The 17,231-nt window shown below is 46.5% G+C and carries 14 protein-coding genes; 7 read left to right on the top strand and 7 right to left on the bottom strand.

Annotation, left to right across the window (positions count from 1 at the left end):
* Window positions 1-45 precede the first annotated feature (45 nt).
* Together N2K84_RS07465 and N2K84_RS07460 are read right to left on the bottom strand one after the other, a co-directional pair.
* The gene (locus N2K84_RS07465) at window positions 46-810 is read right to left on the bottom strand and encodes a LytR/AlgR family response regulator transcription factor (protein ID WP_282591165.1); all 765 of its coding nucleotides are present in this window, start codon (window positions 808-810) and stop codon (window positions 46-48) included.
* Between the two features lie 8 nt (window positions 811-818).
* Window positions 819-1,568, bottom strand: a complete 750-nt coding sequence (locus N2K84_RS07460) for a LytR/AlgR family response regulator transcription factor (RefSeq protein WP_282591164.1) — start codon at window positions 1,566-1,568, stop codon at window positions 819-821.
* Window positions 1,569-1,974: 406 nt separating this feature from the next.
* On the opposite strand from N2K84_RS07460, the gene N2K84_RS07455 reads away from it, so the two are divergent.
* From N2K84_RS07455 to N2K84_RS07425, 7 genes are all read left to right on the top strand, one after another.
* Window positions 1,975-3,087: an AI-2E family transporter gene (locus N2K84_RS07455; RefSeq protein ID WP_282591163.1), complete on the top strand. Its 1,113-nt coding sequence runs from the start codon at window positions 1,975-1,977 to the stop codon at window positions 3,085-3,087.
* A 252-nt stretch (window positions 3,088-3,339) separates the two neighbouring features.
* Window positions 3,340-4,491, top strand: coding sequence for a cytochrome c3 family protein (locus tag N2K84_RS07450; protein ID WP_282591162.1), 1,152 nt, complete (start codon window positions 3,340-3,342; stop codon window positions 4,489-4,491).
* Window positions 4,492-4,512: 21 nt separating this feature from the next.
* Complete coding sequence (locus N2K84_RS07445) at window positions 4,513-7,458, top strand: TAT-variant-translocated molybdopterin oxidoreductase (protein WP_282591161.1); 2,946 nt, start codon at window positions 4,513-4,515, stop codon at window positions 7,456-7,458.
* A 28-nt stretch (window positions 7,459-7,486) separates the two neighbouring features.
* The gene (gene nrfD / locus N2K84_RS07440; protein WP_282591160.1) at window positions 7,487-8,863 is read left to right on the top strand and encodes an NrfD/PsrC family molybdoenzyme membrane anchor subunit; all 1,377 of its coding nucleotides are present in this window, start codon (window positions 7,487-7,489) and stop codon (window positions 8,861-8,863) included.
* A 3-nt stretch (window positions 8,864-8,866) separates the two neighbouring features.
* Window positions 8,867-9,355, top strand: a complete 489-nt coding sequence (locus N2K84_RS07435) for a DUF3341 domain-containing protein (RefSeq protein WP_282591159.1) — start codon at window positions 8,867-8,869, stop codon at window positions 9,353-9,355.
* Window positions 9,356-9,381: 26 nt separating this feature from the next.
* Window positions 9,382-9,948, top strand: a complete 567-nt coding sequence (locus N2K84_RS07430; protein WP_282591158.1) for a c-type cytochrome — start codon at window positions 9,382-9,384, stop codon at window positions 9,946-9,948.
* A gap of 24 nt (window positions 9,949-9,972) precedes the next feature.
* On the top strand, window positions 9,973-11,136 hold the full coding sequence (locus tag N2K84_RS07425; protein WP_282591157.1) for a hypothetical protein: 1,164 nt from the start codon (window positions 9,973-9,975) through the stop codon (window positions 11,134-11,136).
* Between the two features lie 99 nt (window positions 11,137-11,235).
* On the opposite strand, the gene N2K84_RS07420 is transcribed toward N2K84_RS07425, so the two are convergent.
* The 5 genes from N2K84_RS07420 to N2K84_RS07400 all read right to left on the bottom strand — a co-directional run bounded on the left by N2K84_RS07420 (window position 11,236) and on the right by N2K84_RS07400 (window position 17,194).
* Entirely contained in the window at window positions 11,236-11,622 is a 387-nt protein-coding gene (locus tag N2K84_RS07420) for a carboxypeptidase-like regulatory domain-containing protein (protein ID WP_282591156.1), read from the bottom strand.
* A 245-nt stretch (window positions 11,623-11,867) separates the two neighbouring features.
* Window positions 11,868-14,297, bottom strand: a complete 2,430-nt coding sequence (gene lon / locus N2K84_RS07415) for an endopeptidase La (protein WP_282591155.1) — start codon at window positions 14,295-14,297, stop codon at window positions 11,868-11,870.
* Window positions 14,298-14,404: 107 nt separating this feature from the next.
* Complete coding sequence (locus tag N2K84_RS07410) at window positions 14,405-15,589, bottom strand: GlmU family protein (RefSeq protein WP_282591154.1); 1,185 nt, start codon at window positions 15,587-15,589, stop codon at window positions 14,405-14,407.
* 82 nt (window positions 15,590-15,671) lie between these two features.
* Window positions 15,672-15,935 (bottom strand): type B 50S ribosomal protein L31, encoded by a 264-nt coding sequence (locus tag N2K84_RS07405; RefSeq protein WP_282591153.1) that lies wholly within the window; start codon window positions 15,933-15,935, stop codon window positions 15,672-15,674.
* 86 nt (window positions 15,936-16,021) lie between these two features.
* Window positions 16,022-17,194 (bottom strand): GNAT family N-acetyltransferase, encoded by a 1,173-nt coding sequence (locus N2K84_RS07400; protein WP_282591152.1) that lies wholly within the window; start codon window positions 17,192-17,194, stop codon window positions 16,022-16,024.
* Window positions 17,195-17,231: the final 37 nt, after the last annotated feature.

Here is a 17,231-nt window from a genome sequence, read left to right as displayed (position 1 = left end):
CGGAAAGCCACAAAAACGCGGCATTAAACAGCTCACTGCTCTTCGTTAGGTGATGGGAAAGCAATTCAATTTCTCAAAAAATGCGATTCCGGCGCGACTGATAGGCTCCTCAAAAGTCAGATTTCGATATTGGAGGGTGCAGATTTTTGATTTTTTCTCGATCTTCCTTAAATATTGCAGGTTGATAAATGCCGATCGGTTTGCCCTTACAATATTCGAATAATCGATCAAATCAACCACCTTGTAAATATTCATCATGATCAACTCTTCACGACCATCTTTCAAAAAAATCCGACAATAAGCAGCTTCGGTGTGCATCAACATAATGTCTTCCGGATTGACAAATATGATGCCGGTACGGGTGGCCAGTTTCACTTTCGGGATCGCTTTGTTCGACTGCATAAAAAGTTCCATGCGACGCTCCAGTTCTTTCCGCTGTTTCTTGGCGTGGTACCGGTTGATTACCGAGATAAGTTCTTCCGGGCCAAAAGGTTTTACCAGATAGCCCAGCGGTTCGACCCCCAGCGCATGATAGGCATATTGAACGTGTGCTGTTGTAAACACGATTTCGGTTCCCAAACCGTGGTCTTTGATCACCTGGGCAACTTCCAGCCCGTCGAGTTCGGGCATATCGATATCCAGAAAGACGATGCCCGGCACAGTCCTTTTCAGCAGCCTGATTCCCTTTTTCGGATTGGTGATTGATTCGATCACCTCCACTTCATGAAACGCCTGCAGATAAATTTCCAACAAGGAAAGCGCTTCCTTGTCATCATCAATAATAATAGCAGTTATCTTTCTGTCGATCATTTTCTCGATTAAAATTCCAGTTCACACAAAATACGTATCTGCTTTTGCGCTCCCACCAGTTTTACTTCGCGCCCATCTCCAACCAACACACATGAGCTTTCGGCACGGTTAACTTCCACTAGCTTGTCCAGGTTAATCACGTAAGAACGGGAGAGCCTGAAAAAACGGTCAGATGGTAATATCTCGGCAATGCGTCCCAGGTAGGTATTCACGATTTCCTTGTTGCCATTATCCAGGTGGAACATGGTGTAAGAGCCTGTTGCCTCGCAATAAAGAACTTCAGCCGGATCGACAACAATGTGGCTGTTGGATGACGAAATTTTAATCTTTATCCCATCCGCATACATTTCGAGGGCTTTACTCAGCTTTCCATCCAGGTTATTGCTTTTTTTCAGCCGGTATTTATCTACTAATTTACGGATATCGGAAAGGTTGACCGGCTTCAGTACGAAATCATAAACGTTGTTTTCAATAGCTTTCAATGCATAGTCTTTATAAGCACTGACAATGACAACATTGCATTCCGGATCCTTTTTTTTCAGCAACTCAATCAGGCTGGCGCCGTCGCGACCAGGCATCACCATATCCAGGAACACAATATCGGGAGCAAAGTCCAGGTATTTAATCAAAGCGGTTTCAGCCGAATCAGCCACTTCGACAGCCGAAATCCCAGGATTCTTCGCCAAATAATAACGCAGCAAGTCCCGGGCGTCCCGTTCATCGTCAACAACCAAAGCTTTTAATGTTATCTTCTTCACACCTTTGAATTCTTTATTGGTCTTCTTAATCAGTTTATTATAAGCAGATTTCAACTTTTTGACAACCCAAGCTCAGGCAACACACTTTCCTTAACACCTGGCTTATCAAAATTTCAACGACCTCCTTATCCGGCCAGACCTTCACTTCCGGACCAATCTGAGTACATTTCGTTGATCGTACAAAAATGGCTAAATACAAATTTATCAAAAAATGCACTATACCATGTTTATTTTTTCGTTACAAAGGCAATTTTTATAAAAATACCTATGACCCGAAATTGCAGAACCGTTCCTCCCAAGATTATACCCGGCACAAAAGCATTACTTACCGTCTTCCTGTCTGTTTAACGGGCAGCAAATACCTGACGGGAAAGATTATCCTCTATATTTGTATAAAAACACTGCTATGATCAGCATACAAGGAAAAACAAAAACGGTGTTAATTACAGTCGGAATTCTACTGGCCATGTTTTTAATTTGGTACTTCAGCTCCATCGTTACCTATATTCTGGTTGCTGCGGTCCTTTCCCTCATCGGCAGGCCATTGGTTCGGCTTGTACAGCAAATCAGGCTGGGTAGGTTCGGGGTTTCACGGACCATGGCCGCATTTATCACACTTGTGGTGATGTGGGTGTTTGCTATCGGCGCCATCCGCTTTCTGATTCCATTACTGATCAGCGAGTTTGAGCAACTATCAACGGTCAATCCCGAATCGATTATCACCGTATTGGAAGGACCGCTAAAACAATTGCGTGAGTTTTCGAGCAGTGAAAATACGGATGAAAAACTGACTTTTTTGGAAATAATCAAATCTCACTTTGGCGACAAGCTTAATTTCTCGAAACTGACTGACCTGGTTGGCTTTATAGCCGGGGCAATCGGCGAAATGTTCATTGCCTTCTTTTCCGTATCTTTTATCACTTTCTTCTTTCTGAAAGATGAAAATATGTTTACAGAAACAATCCTGCTATTGGTTCCAACGACGTACGAAGAGAAAGTAAAAAAGATCATGGAATCGGTTTACTTTTTATTGAAAAGGTATTTCACCGGGCTGTTGGCTGAAGTGGTGATGGTGGGTACCCTGGTTACGCTGGGCCTGACGATCGTTGGAATTGGTTTTCACCATGCCGTCGTCATCGGCCTCTTTTGTGGCCTGTTCAACATTATTCCCTATTTGGGGCCATGGATGGGCGCCACAATCGGACTGCTAATTGGTATGGCCATCAACATCCAGGCCGATTTCATGTCGCACACCTTGCCCCTACTGGGTTTTATGCTGCTGGTTTTCATCATTGTGCAAGTAATCGACAACATTGTTTTTCAACCACTTATCTATTCCAGCAGTGTCAAAGCCCACCCGCTCGAGATATTTCTCGTCATCCTGGCCGCTGGAAGCGCTGCCGGAATTCTGGGGATGATTCTGGCCATTCCTGCCTATACCATCCTTCGGGTAATTGCCAAAGAGTTCCTCGATAATCTGAAAATCGTCCGGAAACTGACCCAAAACTTAAATGGATAATCGATTTTTTCTATATAGTCACCTGTGTTCATCATTTATCCAGATGAATCAGACTGCTTAGTCAGCCAACCGACACATTGGTTACCAACCAATTAACGTAAAACAACTCATCTCTCCTGTTTCTCAGCAATACGAGCGCTCTTGTTTTCTTCATTTTTTATCAGGCCGCTGAAAACCTTCAACTTAAATGATTGTTAAATCTGGTAAGTTGCAAAAACCCTGATTAAACGAAAACATACTAAAGCTTGTAGAATGAAACGCATGTACCCTGCCGAGACTGTTTTCCGACTCTTTCCTTTGGCGATACTATTTGTTTTTCTGATTATTTCTTCACCGTTCTCTTTATTTGCTCAGCCACATGCGCCCCTCATTGAAGGCCACTCGCACGAAGACATAAAACGCGGCGAGCGTTTTTTTAAGGGACTGCTTCCGTTCAACTCTAAAGGCAACGCCTGCTCGTCGTGCCACAACCTGACTCCATCCGATACATTGAACTGGAACCCATCGGCCATCGCGATTGCCACAAAGTACCTGGGAAAGGATTTTGATTCGTTTCAATCGGCCATAATCGAACCTTCGCGTAGCAAAATGGCTCAATCGCACCAAGACATTCAGCTTCAAGGTGAAGACCTGAAAATGGTGAAGGCCTATCTGGACGACTTGGCCATGACAGGCCTAAGTCCAATGAAGCCAAGTATCAACAACCTGCTGCTTTTTCTTTTCCTCGGTCTGCTCATTACTTGGACCCTGCTCGAACTGATTTTCTTCCGAAAAATAAAATACCGGATCATTCCGGTCATCATTTTTGCCGGAGCCTTTGGTTTTCAGGTTAAAATGCTGGTGGATGAAGGCATCAAACTTGGCCGATCGCAAGATTATGCCCCTGACCAGCCCATCAAGTTTTCGCACAAAGTGCATGCTGGCGATAATGGCATCGACTGTATGTATTGCCACCACACCGCCGAAGACAGCAAATCAGCCGGGATACCTGCCATGAATCTGTGTATGAATTGTCATGTATTGATCCGCGAGGGGACCAACTCCGGCCAATTTGAAATTGCCAAGATTGTAGAGTCTGTTGAAACTGAAACCCCGGTTGAATGGGTACGTTTACACAATCTGCCCGACCATGTTTTCTTTAGCCACGCCATCCACGTTGGCGTTGCCAAGCTGGATTGCCAGCAGTGCCACGGCCCCGTGGAAGAGATGGACATCATGCGCCAACATGCCGACTTGTCGATGGGTTGGTGTGTTAATTGCCACCGCGACACCGATGTTAAGTTCACCGAAAACGGCTATTACGAAACTTTCGTGAAACTGCACGAGGAGTTGGAAATAGACGATTTAAAAAGCATAAAAGCAGAAGATATCGGCGCCAACGACTGCATGCGCTGTCATTATTAACGGAACAAAATACCCTCTTTGATGAAGACATATTGGAGAAGTCTTGAAGAACTGGAAGATCCGAGAGCCCTTCGAATTCGGGAAGCCCGGGAAGAAGCCAGACAAAAAAGCCTGCTTTACAAATCGAAAGAAGGCGTTGATGCCGGGAATTCGCGGCGAGACTTTTTGAAAACGCTCGGTTTTAGTGTGGCCGCAGCCACTCTGGTTGCCAGCTGCAAGCGCCCGGTAGAAAAAGCCATTCCATACCTGATCAAACCCGAAGAAATCACCCCCGGAAAAGCAAACTATTATGCCACATCGTACTACGATGCAGGCGACTATTGCAGCGAGGTAGTGAAAGTGCGCGACGGACGGCCCATCAAGATCGAAGGCAACGAGCTGAGTTCCATCTCCCAAAGCGGGACCAGTGCCCGGGTGCAGGCGTCCATACTGAATTTATATGATGGTGCCCGCTACAAAGGGCCACAAAAGCAAAACCAACCCATCTCCTGGGTTGATGCCGATCAGGAAGTCGGCCAAGCTCTCGAAGACCTGAAAAGCCATAATGGCCGTTTGGTACTGCTGACCCAAACCATCATTTCGCCTTCAACAAAAAAAATAATCACCCAATTTTTACAAACTTACCCAAATGCAGAATGGATCCAGTATGACGCTGTTTCTGCATCCGGAATACTGACAGCCAACCAAAAAAGCTTTGGACAACGCGCCATTCCTGATTACCGGTTCGACAAGTCAAAAGTAGTTGTCAGCTTTGGGGCCGACTTTTTGGGCACCTGGCTCTCGCCGGTTGAATACACCAAACGCTACACCTCAGCCCGCAGACTGGACGACGGACAGCGGACCATGCTGCGCCATTACCAGATCGAGTCGCACATGTCGCTCACCGGCTCCAACGCCGATGTTCGTTTCCCGGTAAAACCTTCTGAAGAAGCCGGCATGGTACTGGCCCTGTACAATGCCATTGCCGGGGCAAAAGGCGCAGAACAATTCTCAGGTCCTGGCACCACAGTGGATGTAACTCCATTAGCCAAAGAATTACTTGAGAACGAAAACCAATCGATCGTAATTTCGGGCAGTAACGATGAAAATATCCAATTACTGGTGAACGGCATCAACCACCTGCTGGGAAACTTTGGCAATACCTTGCTGTGGGATTCGGCCTTGCTCACCAAACAGGGGCTGGATGAAGAAATCAGCCAGTTGACGGCAGACCTCCTGGCCGGTAAAATTGAAGGACTGCTTGTGTGGGGTGTGAACCCGGTTTATGATCATCCGAAAGGACAGGAACTGGAAGCTGCCATCCGAAAACTGAAATTATCGGTTTCCTTTTCCGAGCGAAAAGACGAAACAGCTGCAGTCTGCCAATACATCCTGCCCGAACCGAATTACCTGGAATCGTGGAACGATTTGGAACCAAAAGCTGGATTTTACAGTCTGGCCCAGCCTACCATTTCCCCTTTGTTCGACTCGCGCAGCGTGCAGGAAAGCCTGCTGAAATGGTCCGGACAGGAACAAACCTATGCCGAATTTCTGAAAATAACCTGGGAGAACGAATTCTTCCCGAAGCAAAACGAATATGCTGACTTTCGCCTGTTTTGGAATTACAGTCTGCAAAAAGGCGTATTTGAACCAGGAACAACCACAACTGCATCATTCAATCCCGAAAACCTGAATGCGGCTGCTTCTTCATTGGCTGCCGCTAAACCGGGAACCGAGGTGGTTCTGTACGAAAGCATTGCCCTTGGCAACGGCAAATATGCCAACAATCCGTGGCTGCAGGAATTACCCGACCCGATTGCCAAGATTAGCTGGGACAATTATGCATCCGTTCCGGTAGCTTATGCCGAAGAAAACGGATTGCAAAACGAAAGCGTCATCCGCATTAACGGATTGGAATTGCCCGTTTTCATTCAACCCGGACAGGCTAAAGATACCCTGGCCGTAGCGCTGGGATACGGCCGCACCCATGCCGGGAAAGTTGGCGACGGAGTGGGCAAAAACATGTTCAGCTATGTGACAGAAAAAAATGGATCACGCCAATATTACTTCGAAAATGCTAGCGTGGAAGTGGCGAGCGGGACAACCTTCCCGCTGGCAATCTCGCAAACACACCACAGCATGGAAGGCCGTCCGATTGTTCGCGAAACAAACCTGGATGAATACCTACTGAAACCGGATGCCGGGAACGAGCTGCACGAAGAGTTTGAGAAACACCATGTCACACTTTATAAAGAAATTGAATTTAAAGGCCACCATTGGGGCATGGCCGTTGACCTGAACTCATGCACCGGCTGCGGCAACTGCGCCATTTCGTGCCAGGCCGAGAACAATGTGCAGGTAATTGGGAAAGAGCAAGTACGCAACCGACGCATCATGCACTGGATCCGGGTTGACCGCTACTATTCGGGCGACCCGGCCAACCCGGATGTTTCGCACCAACCGGTGATGTGCCAGCATTGCGACAACGCCCCCTGCGAAAATGTTTGCCCGGTAGCTGCCACCCCGCATAGCGACGAAGGGCTGAACCAGATGGCATACAACCGCTGCGTGGGCACCAAGTACTGCATCAACAACTGCCCGTACCGCGTACGGCGTTTCAACTGGTTCCAGTACGTGAACAACGACAAGTTCGATTATAATGCCAATAACGACCTTGGCCGCATGGTGCTGAACCCCGATGTAACCGTCCGTTCGCGCGGGGTGGTGGAAAAATGCTCGATGTGCGTGCAACGCATTCAGGAGAAAAAGCAGGAGGCCAAACTGGCGGGGCGCATGTTGGAGGACGGCGAGATAAAAACCGCTTGCCAGCAATCGTGCCCCGGCAACGCCATCGTTTTTGGCGACCTGAACAACCCGGAAAGCAAAATCAGTAAACTGTTCAAAGACAAACGAAACTATCATTTGCTGGAAGAATTGCACACGCTGCCATCGGTTGGATACTTAACGAAAGTGAGGAACAAAGCCTGAATTGTGAAAATGAAACAAACTGGAACCTATGTATAAAACATCGATCAGAGGAAAGCTTATTGAAGGGGATAAATCACTATCGCAGATTTCGCATGAAATACTGGCGCCGATTGATGCCAAAACTCCGCGCTGGTGGTACATTGCCATGACGGTGAGTTTGGCCATGTTTGGCTGGGGGCTGTATTGTAAATATATCACCATCACCCAAGGGATTGGCACCTGGGGCGTAAACAACACCATTGGCTGGGGTTGGGCAATCATCAACTTTGTTTGGTGGATCGGTATCGGACATGCCGGGACAGCCTTCTCCATCTTTCTGCTTATTTTACGGCAGAAATGGCGTACAGCCATCAACCGCGCCGCCGAAGCCATGACGGTAGTAGCCGTTTTCTGTGCCAGCCTCTTCCCCTTGTTACACATGGGACGGCCTTGGCTGTTCTTCTTCATTTTCCCGTACCCAAATACGCGCGGCCCACTGTGGGTGAATTTCAACTCTCCCCTGTTTTGGGACTTTGTGGCCATCTCGGCCTACATGCTGATTTCGGCCAGTTTCTGGTATTTTGGCATGGTACCCGATTTCGCCACCATCCGCGACACTACCAAATCGAAAGTCAAGAAGGCCGTTTACGGGTTCTTCGCTTTTGGATGGACCGGCTCATCCAAAGAATGGCTGCGCTTTGAAGGCCTGAGTTTTGTGCTGGGCGGTATTGCCGCCGTGCTGGTTGTTTCGGTGCACTCCATCGTTTCTACCGACTTTGCCGTATCAGTTGAGCCCGGCTGGCACACCACCATCTTCCCGCCGTACTTTGTGGTTGGCGCCATTTTCTCGGGTTTTGCCATGGTGTTGACCCTGGTCACCCTCATGCGAAAACTTTATAAAATGAATGATTTCATTACCGACTCGCACGTCGACGCAGTTTGCCGAATTTTGGTTTTCATCTCCCTGATTATGGGAACAGCTTACCTCACCGAAATTTTTATGGCCTGGTATTCCGGGTCGCAATACGAAATGTACACGTTCTTTCAAAACCGCATTACCGGAGAATACGCTTTCCAGTTCTGGGCCATGTTTGTTTTCAACGCCCTGATGCCGCAGTTGTTCTGGTTCAAATCAGTACGCAAGCGCCTGTGGATCGTTTTTATCATTTCCATCCTGATCAATGTCGGTATGTGGTACGAACGATTCAACATTGTGATCACCTCGCTTAGTAAAAACTACCTGCCGGCTAATTGGGCAAGCTATTCGCCTTCGATCATTGAGATCGGCTTTTTTGTGGGTACACTGGGCATGTTCGCAGCCGGCGTACTGCTGTTCTTCCGCTACATTCCGATGATTGCCGTATCGGAAATAAAAAGTGTGGCGAAATTCAACAACGAAATTCAACCAACCCAACATCACGAGTAAGCTATGACCGGAGTATTTGACAACGAATTTGATTTGGTAAAAGCTTTTGAAAAGGTGAAAGCCAGTGGCGTTCAGATTGAAGAAGTTTACACTCCCTACCCCATTCATGAGATTCTGGAAGGAATGGGTAAAAAGACACGGATTACCCATGCGGCATTTTTCTATGGCTTATTTGGCGCCTTGGCCGTTTTGGGAGGAATGTATTACGCTGCTGTGATCAGTTGGCCGTTGAACTTTGGAGGAAAACCATTCAACACGTTCCCATCGTTTTTGGTGGTCACTATTGTAGCCACCATCCTGATTATCACCCTGGCAACATTGTTTACCTTTTCGGCCCGGGCACAAATTTTCCCGGGTAAAGCAGCAAAAATAGCAGATCCACGTGCCACCGACAATAAATTTGTGATAGTCATCAATTCGGAAACCCCCGAATTTGAAGCAACATCCCTTGAAAAGTTATTAAAAGAAAACGGGGCTTCGGAAGTTTATTAACCAGCACTCTGCAAAAACAGTACATTATGAACCTGATAAAAACGATAAAATCCCTGTTAATCCTGACCCTCCCTCTGGTTTGGTGGTCGTGTGACCACAACCGGAACACCACAGGATGGCAATATTTTGACGATATGGTCAAGTCGCCGGCCTACGAAAGCTATACGCCCAACCCCAATTATGCGGATGGCAAAACCATGCAGGCCCTGCCGGAAGGAACCGTCCCCCGCGGGTTCATGAAGTACCCGTATGCAAAAACCGACGAAGACCGCCTGACTGCAGGACTAAGCCTTGAAAACCCCATGTTGCCATCAGGTGAAAACCTGGAACGGGGCAAAAAAGTATATACCATTTATTGTGCCAGTTGCCATGGCGATAAGGGCGACGGACAGGGCCATTTATACACATCCAAAAAATTCCCTTATCCTCCGGCAAGTTTGCTGTCGGGCAAAATGCTAGCCGCACCAGATGGCGAAATCTTTCATGTGATTTCCGTTGGTTGGGGAATTATGGCCGAACACGGGTCGATGATAAAACCCGACGACCGGTGGAGAGCAGTACTGTATATCCGGAACGAATTACAAGAAAACTAAGCTGAACAGGAAAAATCTACCATCATGACCGAAGAAAGATTTGTTGCCCCCAAAAACCTGAAATATTTCACTTACGCCTTGATTACCATTGGCGTTATTTCGTTTGCAATCGGATTTTTTACCGACCCGCAAAGAACCTGGGCCAATTACCTGCTGAATAATTTCTACTTCGTTTCGCTGGCCATTGGCGCTGCATTTTTCATCAGTATCCAATACATTGCACAGGCAGGCTGGTCGGCAGCTTTTAAGCGCATTCCCGAAGCCATGGCGGCATACATCCCGTTTGCAGCCGTTTTCTTTTTAATCTTGCTTATTGGCGTTCATTCATTGTACGAATGGTCGCACCAGGAAACACTTGCCACCGATCGGTTGATCCAACACAAAGCACCCTTTCTGAACACCCCGTTCCTGGCCGTGCGGCTAGTGATATTTTTTTCCCTATGGATTTTGCTGACCAAACTCATGCGACAAACTTCACTAAAGGAAGACATTGAAGGAGGGCTGGCCCACTTCCACCGTTCCGAGAAACTGTCCAAAATATTTATCTTCATTGTGGCTGTCAGTTTTTCGGTTTTCGCCATCGATATGCTGATGTCGCTCGAGGTGCATTGGTTCAGTACTTTGTTTGCGGCTAAGACTTTTATTTCGGCCTTTTTGCATGGTTCGGCCATCATCACCCTGATTGTTATTTTACTTCACCGAAATGGTCACTTAAACATGCTTAACCGCTCGCACCTGCACGATTTCACCCGCTATATGTTCATGCTGGCGATTGTTTGGGGGTACTTTACCTTTGCCCAGTTTATGCTGATTTGGTATGGCAATATTCCCGAAGAAACCGCCTTTTATGTGCATCGCTGGCACAGTCCCTACCAATTTCTGTTTTATGCCAGCATTGTCCTGAACTGGCTGATTCCCTTTCTGTTGCTGATGCCGCGTAAAACTTCGCGCAGTAAACTGGCCATGATACCGGTGATTGTTCTGCTAATGATCGGTTATTACATTGAGCTGTATTACGAAATCTGGCCGGCCACCGTACATGATGCCAAGTTCGGGCTGCTTGAAATCGGCACCTTTCTGGGCTATGCCGGACTATTTTCTCTGGTGGTCATCAATTATCTGGGTAAAGCGAATTTGGTTCCTGTCAAGCATCCATATTTGGAAGAAAGTATGCAACATCATTTTTAGCCAACACGAATCATCGTAATAAAGCAACGGGGCTGGATTAATTGACATCCACCCCCGTTGCTTAAGAAATTAACCACGCCCCACTTCCAAAATTATCAACTAAGGTTTTTCCACACTCATTTTTTTCGAGTTAAGCCCCATCTGCTTAGCATCCTTCTCATTCGACTGAAGTTTAATCAAGATAAAATCACTATCAGTTCCATGTGCTTTCTCGATATCAACCACCACCGCTTTATAACCATGGGAAGTAACCTGCAATTTATTACTGGTAAGTGGAATATTCCACAAACGGAATTCTCCGTTAAGGTTAGTGATCGTGCCAATCGTACTGTCTTTATCCGGCAGGCAAACGTTAACCCCTGAAAGCGGTTCACTGGTTTCTTTGTCAATCACTTTTCCCCACACATTCTTAGTGGGTATTTTTCCGGCTGTTACTATAAATGCAGAAAAGATCAGCAGGCTGAATAAAATAAGGGCTGTTTTCATGGCTAAATCCTGTTTCTATAAAGCAAGACATTCAAAACAGGAAAATAGTTGCACTCCCAAGGTTAAGTTATTGTTAGCAAATATTTTGACCGGGAAACTAATCTTTTTCGCAGATCAACCATTAAATCCTGAATTGAACGTTTTTGATTGTCTGAAAAAGATACAAAAAAAGCTGCCCCTAAACAAACAAATGTTCAACGAAGCAGCTCCTTACAATTACCGTTAGACCAAAAAGCCCAAATATTTTACTTTTTCAGCAATGCATAATTAAGTACATCGCTAATATTTTTTACAAACCTAAATTTCAATCCTTTCAGGTACACCTCTTTTATTTCAGCCAGGTCTTTTTTGTTTTCATCGGAAAGCAATACCTCTTTAATTCCTGCACGCTTGGCCGCCAAGATTTTCTCTTTGATGCCTCCTACTGGCAAAACTTTCCCCCGTAAGGTAATTTCTCCCGTCATGGCAATGTTTTTCCTCACCTTACGCCCGGTAATTACTGATGCCAGTGAGGTAACCATGGTAACCCCTGCTGATGGGCCATCCTTGGGAATTGCGCCTTCCGGAACATGGACGTGCCAACTGTTGTTTTCAAACACAGCCGGGTTAATCGTTAGTTCGTCAGCATGAGATTTCAGGTATTCCAACGCCAACATGGCCGATTCTTTCATGACGTCACCCAGGTTCCCGGTCAGGGTCAGGCTGCCTTTTCCTTTGCTTTGGCTCGACTCCACATAAAGGATTTCCCCTCCTTGTGCTGTCCAGGCCAAGCCGGTTACCACCCCCAGGAATTCATTTCCCTGATAACTTTCGCGGGAATATTCTTCAACGCCCAGATACTCGCGTATATCATCAACCGTCAACGTCCTTTGGTACTTTTCGTCAAAAGCAATTTTTTTAGCTATCCGGCGGATAACTTTGGCAATCTTCTTATTTAACTCACGTACACCCGACTCTCGGGTATAACGTTCCACCAGAAATTCAAGCGACCCGGTTGGAAATTCCACCTGCCCGGCTGTCAAGCCATGACTTTCAAGCTGCTTTGGAATCAAGTGGCGTTTGGCGATTTCTACCTTTTCTTCCATAATATAACCACTGACGTCAATCAGCTCCAGACGGTCGCGCAAAGGCGGAGCGATAGTACTCAATGTATTGGCTGTGGCCACAAACATCACATGTGACAGGTCGTATTCAATTTCCAGATAATTATCGTGGAATTCGGAGTTTTGCTCCGGATCAAGCACTTCCAGCAACGCCGAAGCGGGATCGCCATGAAAATCGCCGGAAACTTTATCGAGTTCATCCAGTATAAACACCGGATTGGATGATTTCGCTTTTTTGATGTTCTGGATAATACGTCCCGGCATGGCGCCAATGTATGTCTTTCGATGTCCACGAATTTCCGATTCGTCGTGCAACCCGCCCAAACTCATGCGAATGAATTTCCGGCCCAATGCCCGTGCAATCGACTTACCCAGCGAAGTTTTCCCTACCCCCGGCGGCCCGTACAAGCATAGAATGGGCGCCTTCATATCCCTTTTCAGTTTCAAAACGGCCAGATGTTCCAGGATACGTTCTTTCACTTTTTCCAGCCCGTAATGGTCTTCTTCCAATACGGACTCGGCATGTTTCAGGTCGAAATTATCCTCGGTATATTCGGACCAAGGCAGATCGAGCAAAGTCTGGCAATACGAAAATTGCACCGAATACTCGCCGGCAGCCGGGTTTAACCGTTGCAGCTTGTTCACTTCCTTGTCAAAATGATGGGCTACTTCCTCACTCCATTTCTTCTCTTTGGCGGCTTCTTTTAAATCATTAATTTCCTGCTCCACCGGATTTCCACCCAACTCATTCTGAATGGTTTTTATTTGCTGATTTAGCAAAAATTCCCGCTGCTGCTGGTCCAGTTCCAGCTTTACCTTGGTCTGTATGTCCCGCTTCAACTCCAGAAGCTGCACCTCTTGCACGAGATACGAAATGGCCTGAATACCCCGTTCACGAAGGTCGGCAATTTCAAGCAAGCTCTGTTTCTCGTCCACCTTTAAATCGGTGTTGGAGCAAATGAAATTGATCAGAAAGGTGGAATTTTCAATGTTCTTCACCGCAAAGCTAGCTTCCGGCGGAACATTGGACGAATATTGGGCAATTTTCACAGACAAGTCTTTGAGCGAACCAACAATGGCATTAAACTCGGCTGTTTCGTCGGTTGGTACAATTTCTTCGAGCAAACGTACTTTTGCTTTAAAATAGGGAAATTCTTCGAGATATTCCTGAATTTCGAACCGGCGCTTTCCCTGGATGATTACAGAAGTGGAACCATCCGGCATTTCCAGGATTTTCAGAATTTTAGCAACCGTACCAATCTTGTAAAGATCTTTTTGCTCCGGATCGTCAATTGCTCCGTCGATTTGGGTTACGGTTCCCAGCAGCTTGTCACTGCGAAAAACTTCCTGAATTAATTTCAACGATTTTGCACGTCCCACGGTAATGGGAATAACTACTCCCGGAAACAGCACCGTATTCCGAAGCGGTAAAATTGGCAGGATTTCAGGTGCTTCAAAGTCTTTCAATTCCACATCTTCCCCCTCGGTAATGATGGGAATCAATTCACTTTCATCATCCATTACTCCTGTAAATATCATATTTCTGTATGATTGTTCTTTTCTGTCACCCATGATTCTTAAATCTTTTCAATATGACAAACTGACGGAATTCCGCCAGTTTATAAGCCGGATCAATAGAAGGCAATAGCCATGCCAAACCGCCCTGGCACTCCGTACGATTAAAACTTGCGATATTGGGCCGAGCGCTCAAAAACGGCAGTTAGGATGCGTAAGTCTTCATCCGCCAGTACCCGCTGCCTGCGCGCCATCACCTGTCCAGCAGTCGCAAAAACGCTTTTAAGCTGGTTGATTTTATAGCCATGAGCACCACCATCGGAAAAAGAAGGCACAAATTGACGCGGAAAACCGGCCCCGTGAATGTTGCAACCTACTCCAACCACCGTCCCGGTATTGAACATGGTGCTGATCCCGGCTTTGGAATGATCACCCATAATCAGCCCGCAAAATTGCAAACCCGTTCGGATAAATTTATTCTCGGGATAGCTCCAGGCTTTTACTTTTTCGTAGCTATTCTTCAGGTTCGACACATTGGTGCCGGCACCCAGGTTGCACCATTCACCCAGAACCGAGTGCCCCAAAAAGCCGTCGTGCCCTTTGTTTGAATAACCGGTAATGATCGATTGCGCTATTTCGCCGCCAACTTTGGAGTATGGACCAATGGTGGTGCCTCCGTAAATTTTGCTGCCCATGTTTACCACGGAATGCTCGCCCAATGCGAATGGTCCCCGGATCAGTGCGCCTTCCATAATTTCGGCACCCCGACCGATGTAAACCGGTCCTTGGGAAGCGTTGATGGTGGCATATTCGATGGTAGCGCCTTCCTCCACAAAAATATTATCAGGCGCTACAAGCCGGTTCGTTCCGCTCAGTTGCGCCGACTCACGCCCTTTAGTCAACAACATAAAATCAAGCTGAATCTGACGGGCATTCACCTCAGTCAAATCCCAAGGATAGCGCACATTGTCTAGCTCATCCGAAAATTCGGTCCAGCGCACTGAGGTTATAGAGGCCGGAAAGGCCAGGGCATCAGAATCGTTTAACCGGGCCGCTACCAGTATCCCCTGATGGCTGATTCCTTCTCCCGGCTCCAAGGCAACTACTTGCCTCACCAATTCATCCGTTGGACAAATATGAGAGGACACGTACAAATTATCAGCGTTTACCGACAACGGATACTTTTCCCGAAGATATTCTTCGGTTTTAAACGAATAGTTTCCTGGCATCCGAAGCGCCCACTTTTCCCGAATGGTCAAAATACCAGTCCTCAACAGCGCGACCGGGCGGGTATAACAAAGTGGCAACAAACAATTCCGCTGATCGGTTTCAAATAATACGATGTTCATAACCTGAGCTTTAACCAGCAAAATAAGATAAAAAAAAAGCCCCGCAAAAGCGAAGCTTCTATTTTATGATAGCGTCTGTCAATTATTTTTTGCGGGCATCCATGTGTTTTTGATAACGGTTCATGAATTTGTCAACGCGTCCAGCGGTGTCAACCAATTTCATTTTACCGGTATAAAACGGATGAGAACTGCTTGAAATCTCCAGTTTTACAACAGGGTACTCCACGCCATCCACTACTTCAGTTTCTCTTGTTTGAATAGTTGACTTTGTCAAAAAAACGGTTCCGTCTGACATGTCTTTGAATGCTACCATGCGGTAGCTATCCGGATGTATTTCTTTTTTCATCGCTGATCTCCTTTTCAACATTATTATAATCGGGCTGCAAATATACACATCGAGAAATAAAATCCAAAGGCTTTTTATTTTTTTTATTACTCTTTTTCTGCACCTATAATCGGAGCCCGGGTAAAAGGCTTGGAGCGGTCGAACAAATACCGCATAGTATAATGAGTTTTCACATGTTTGCCCCCCACCGATTCGTAAAGCGAAACAATCTTGGGATTGAAATCACCGGCCCAAGACAACTCGACTTCGGTATATTGGGGTTTCTTTTTCATCAGCTTCTCCTGACACCAAAAGATGGCCGATTCGATCCCGGAACGTTGATATTTAGGAGCCACCCCCATGATGAGAATCCGGGTGCGGTTTATCACCTTCGTTTTTTTATAATACAAAAACTTCAACATATTGACGAAGTTCATTTTACCATTCAACCTCCGAAAAATCTGGTTGATGTCGGGTACCATAACAAAGAGCGCGATCGGCTCATCGTCGTGATAGGCAAACCAAATCATTTCAGGATCGAGTACCGCTTTCGAGTCTTTCAGGAAGTCGTGCAAATCCTGTGGGTCCAATGGGCGGAAATGCTCGTGAAAACGCCAGGCTTCGTCGTACACATGACAAAAGTCTTTAATGAATTTTTCCGCCTCCTCATACTTGAAATGCTGAAAAGTGTACCCAGGTTTTTGGGCCACCCAACCGGCAATTTTCCAGAAACGCTCGGGGAAAGGTACGGTATAATCCAGGTGATAACTGAATTGTTTAAAATACAGCTGAAAGCCATAGTTTTCGAACAGATTCAGATAATAGGGCGGATTGTAGGGCATACCATAGCCTTGCGCCATGAAACCATCAACCAGCAGTCCCCAGTTCATGTAATTTTCCCCGAAATTTACCGGCCCGTCCATGGCTTCCAGTCCACGTTCTTTCAGCCAATCGCGAGCTGCATCAAACAAGGTACTGGCTGCCTGCTGGTCGTTCACGCACTCGAAAAAGCCACAGCCACCAGTTGGTTGCTCAAATGTCTTCGCCTTGTCGTAGTTCACAAAGGCCGCAATGCGGCCAAGCAGTTCCCCTTCGGCTCCAACAAGGACCCAGCGTTGCGCATCCCCGTTTTTGAAAGATGGGTTTTTATCGGGGCTAAACGTGTTTTCAACCATGATCTCCAGCGGTGCTGCCCAGTTTTTATCTCCCTTATAAATAAGATGAGGGACGCGATGAAACTGCTTTGTCGTTAACGGATTATTTACAATGTGTAGTTGCATGTTATCTGAATGATTGCGCCAAGTTACTGTAAAATAG

Source organism: Gaoshiqia sediminis (assembly GCF_025907915.1).
GTDB lineage: Bacteria > Bacteroidota > Bacteroidia > Bacteroidales > Prolixibacteraceae > Gaoshiqia > Gaoshiqia sediminis.
The sequence above is the reverse complement of the archived record's forward strand: the minus strand, read 5'-3'. Positions and strand labels throughout refer to the sequence as shown.

Bases quoted from the DNA above. Each gene is read 5' to 3' on its own strand.
- N2K84_RS07455 (WP_282591163.1), top strand. From the start codon at position 1,975: ATGATCAGCATACAAGGAAAAACAAAAACGGTGTTAATTACAGTCGGA.
- nrfD (WP_282591160.1), top strand. From the start codon at position 7,487: ATGTATAAAACATCGATCAGAGGAAAGCTTATTGAAGGGGATAAATCA.
- N2K84_RS07435 (WP_282591159.1), top strand. From the start codon at position 8,867: ATGACCGGAGTATTTGACAACGAATTTGATTTGGTAAAAGCTTTTGAA.
- N2K84_RS07420 (WP_282591156.1), bottom strand. From the start codon at position 11,622: ATGAAAACAGCCCTTATTTTATTCAGCCTGCTGATCTTTTCTGCATTT.
- N2K84_RS07425 (WP_282591157.1), top strand. From the start codon at position 9,973: ATGACCGAAGAAAGATTTGTTGCCCCCAAAAACCTGAAATATTTCACT.
- N2K84_RS07450 (WP_282591162.1), top strand. From the start codon at position 3,340: ATGAAACGCATGTACCCTGCCGAGACTGTTTTCCGACTCTTTCCTTTG.
- N2K84_RS07400 (WP_282591152.1), bottom strand. From the start codon at position 17,194: ATGCAACTACACATTGTAAATAATCCGTTAACGACAAAGCAGTTTCAT.
- N2K84_RS07410 (WP_282591154.1), bottom strand. From the start codon at position 15,589: ATGAACATCGTATTATTTGAAACCGATCAGCGGAATTGTTTGTTGCCA.
- N2K84_RS07430 (WP_282591158.1), top strand. From the start codon at position 9,382: ATGAACCTGATAAAAACGATAAAATCCCTGTTAATCCTGACCCTCCCT.
- N2K84_RS07445 (WP_282591161.1), top strand. From the start codon at position 4,513: ATGAAGACATATTGGAGAAGTCTTGAAGAACTGGAAGATCCGAGAGCC.
- lon (WP_282591155.1), bottom strand. From the start codon at position 14,297: ATGGGTGACAGAAAAGAACAATCATACAGAAATATGATATTTACAGGA.
- N2K84_RS07405 (WP_282591153.1), bottom strand. From the start codon at position 15,935: ATGAAAAAAGAAATACATCCGGATAGCTACCGCATGGTAGCATTCAAA.
- N2K84_RS07465 (WP_282591165.1), bottom strand. From the start codon at position 810: ATGATCGACAGAAAGATAACTGCTATTATTATTGATGATGACAAGGAA.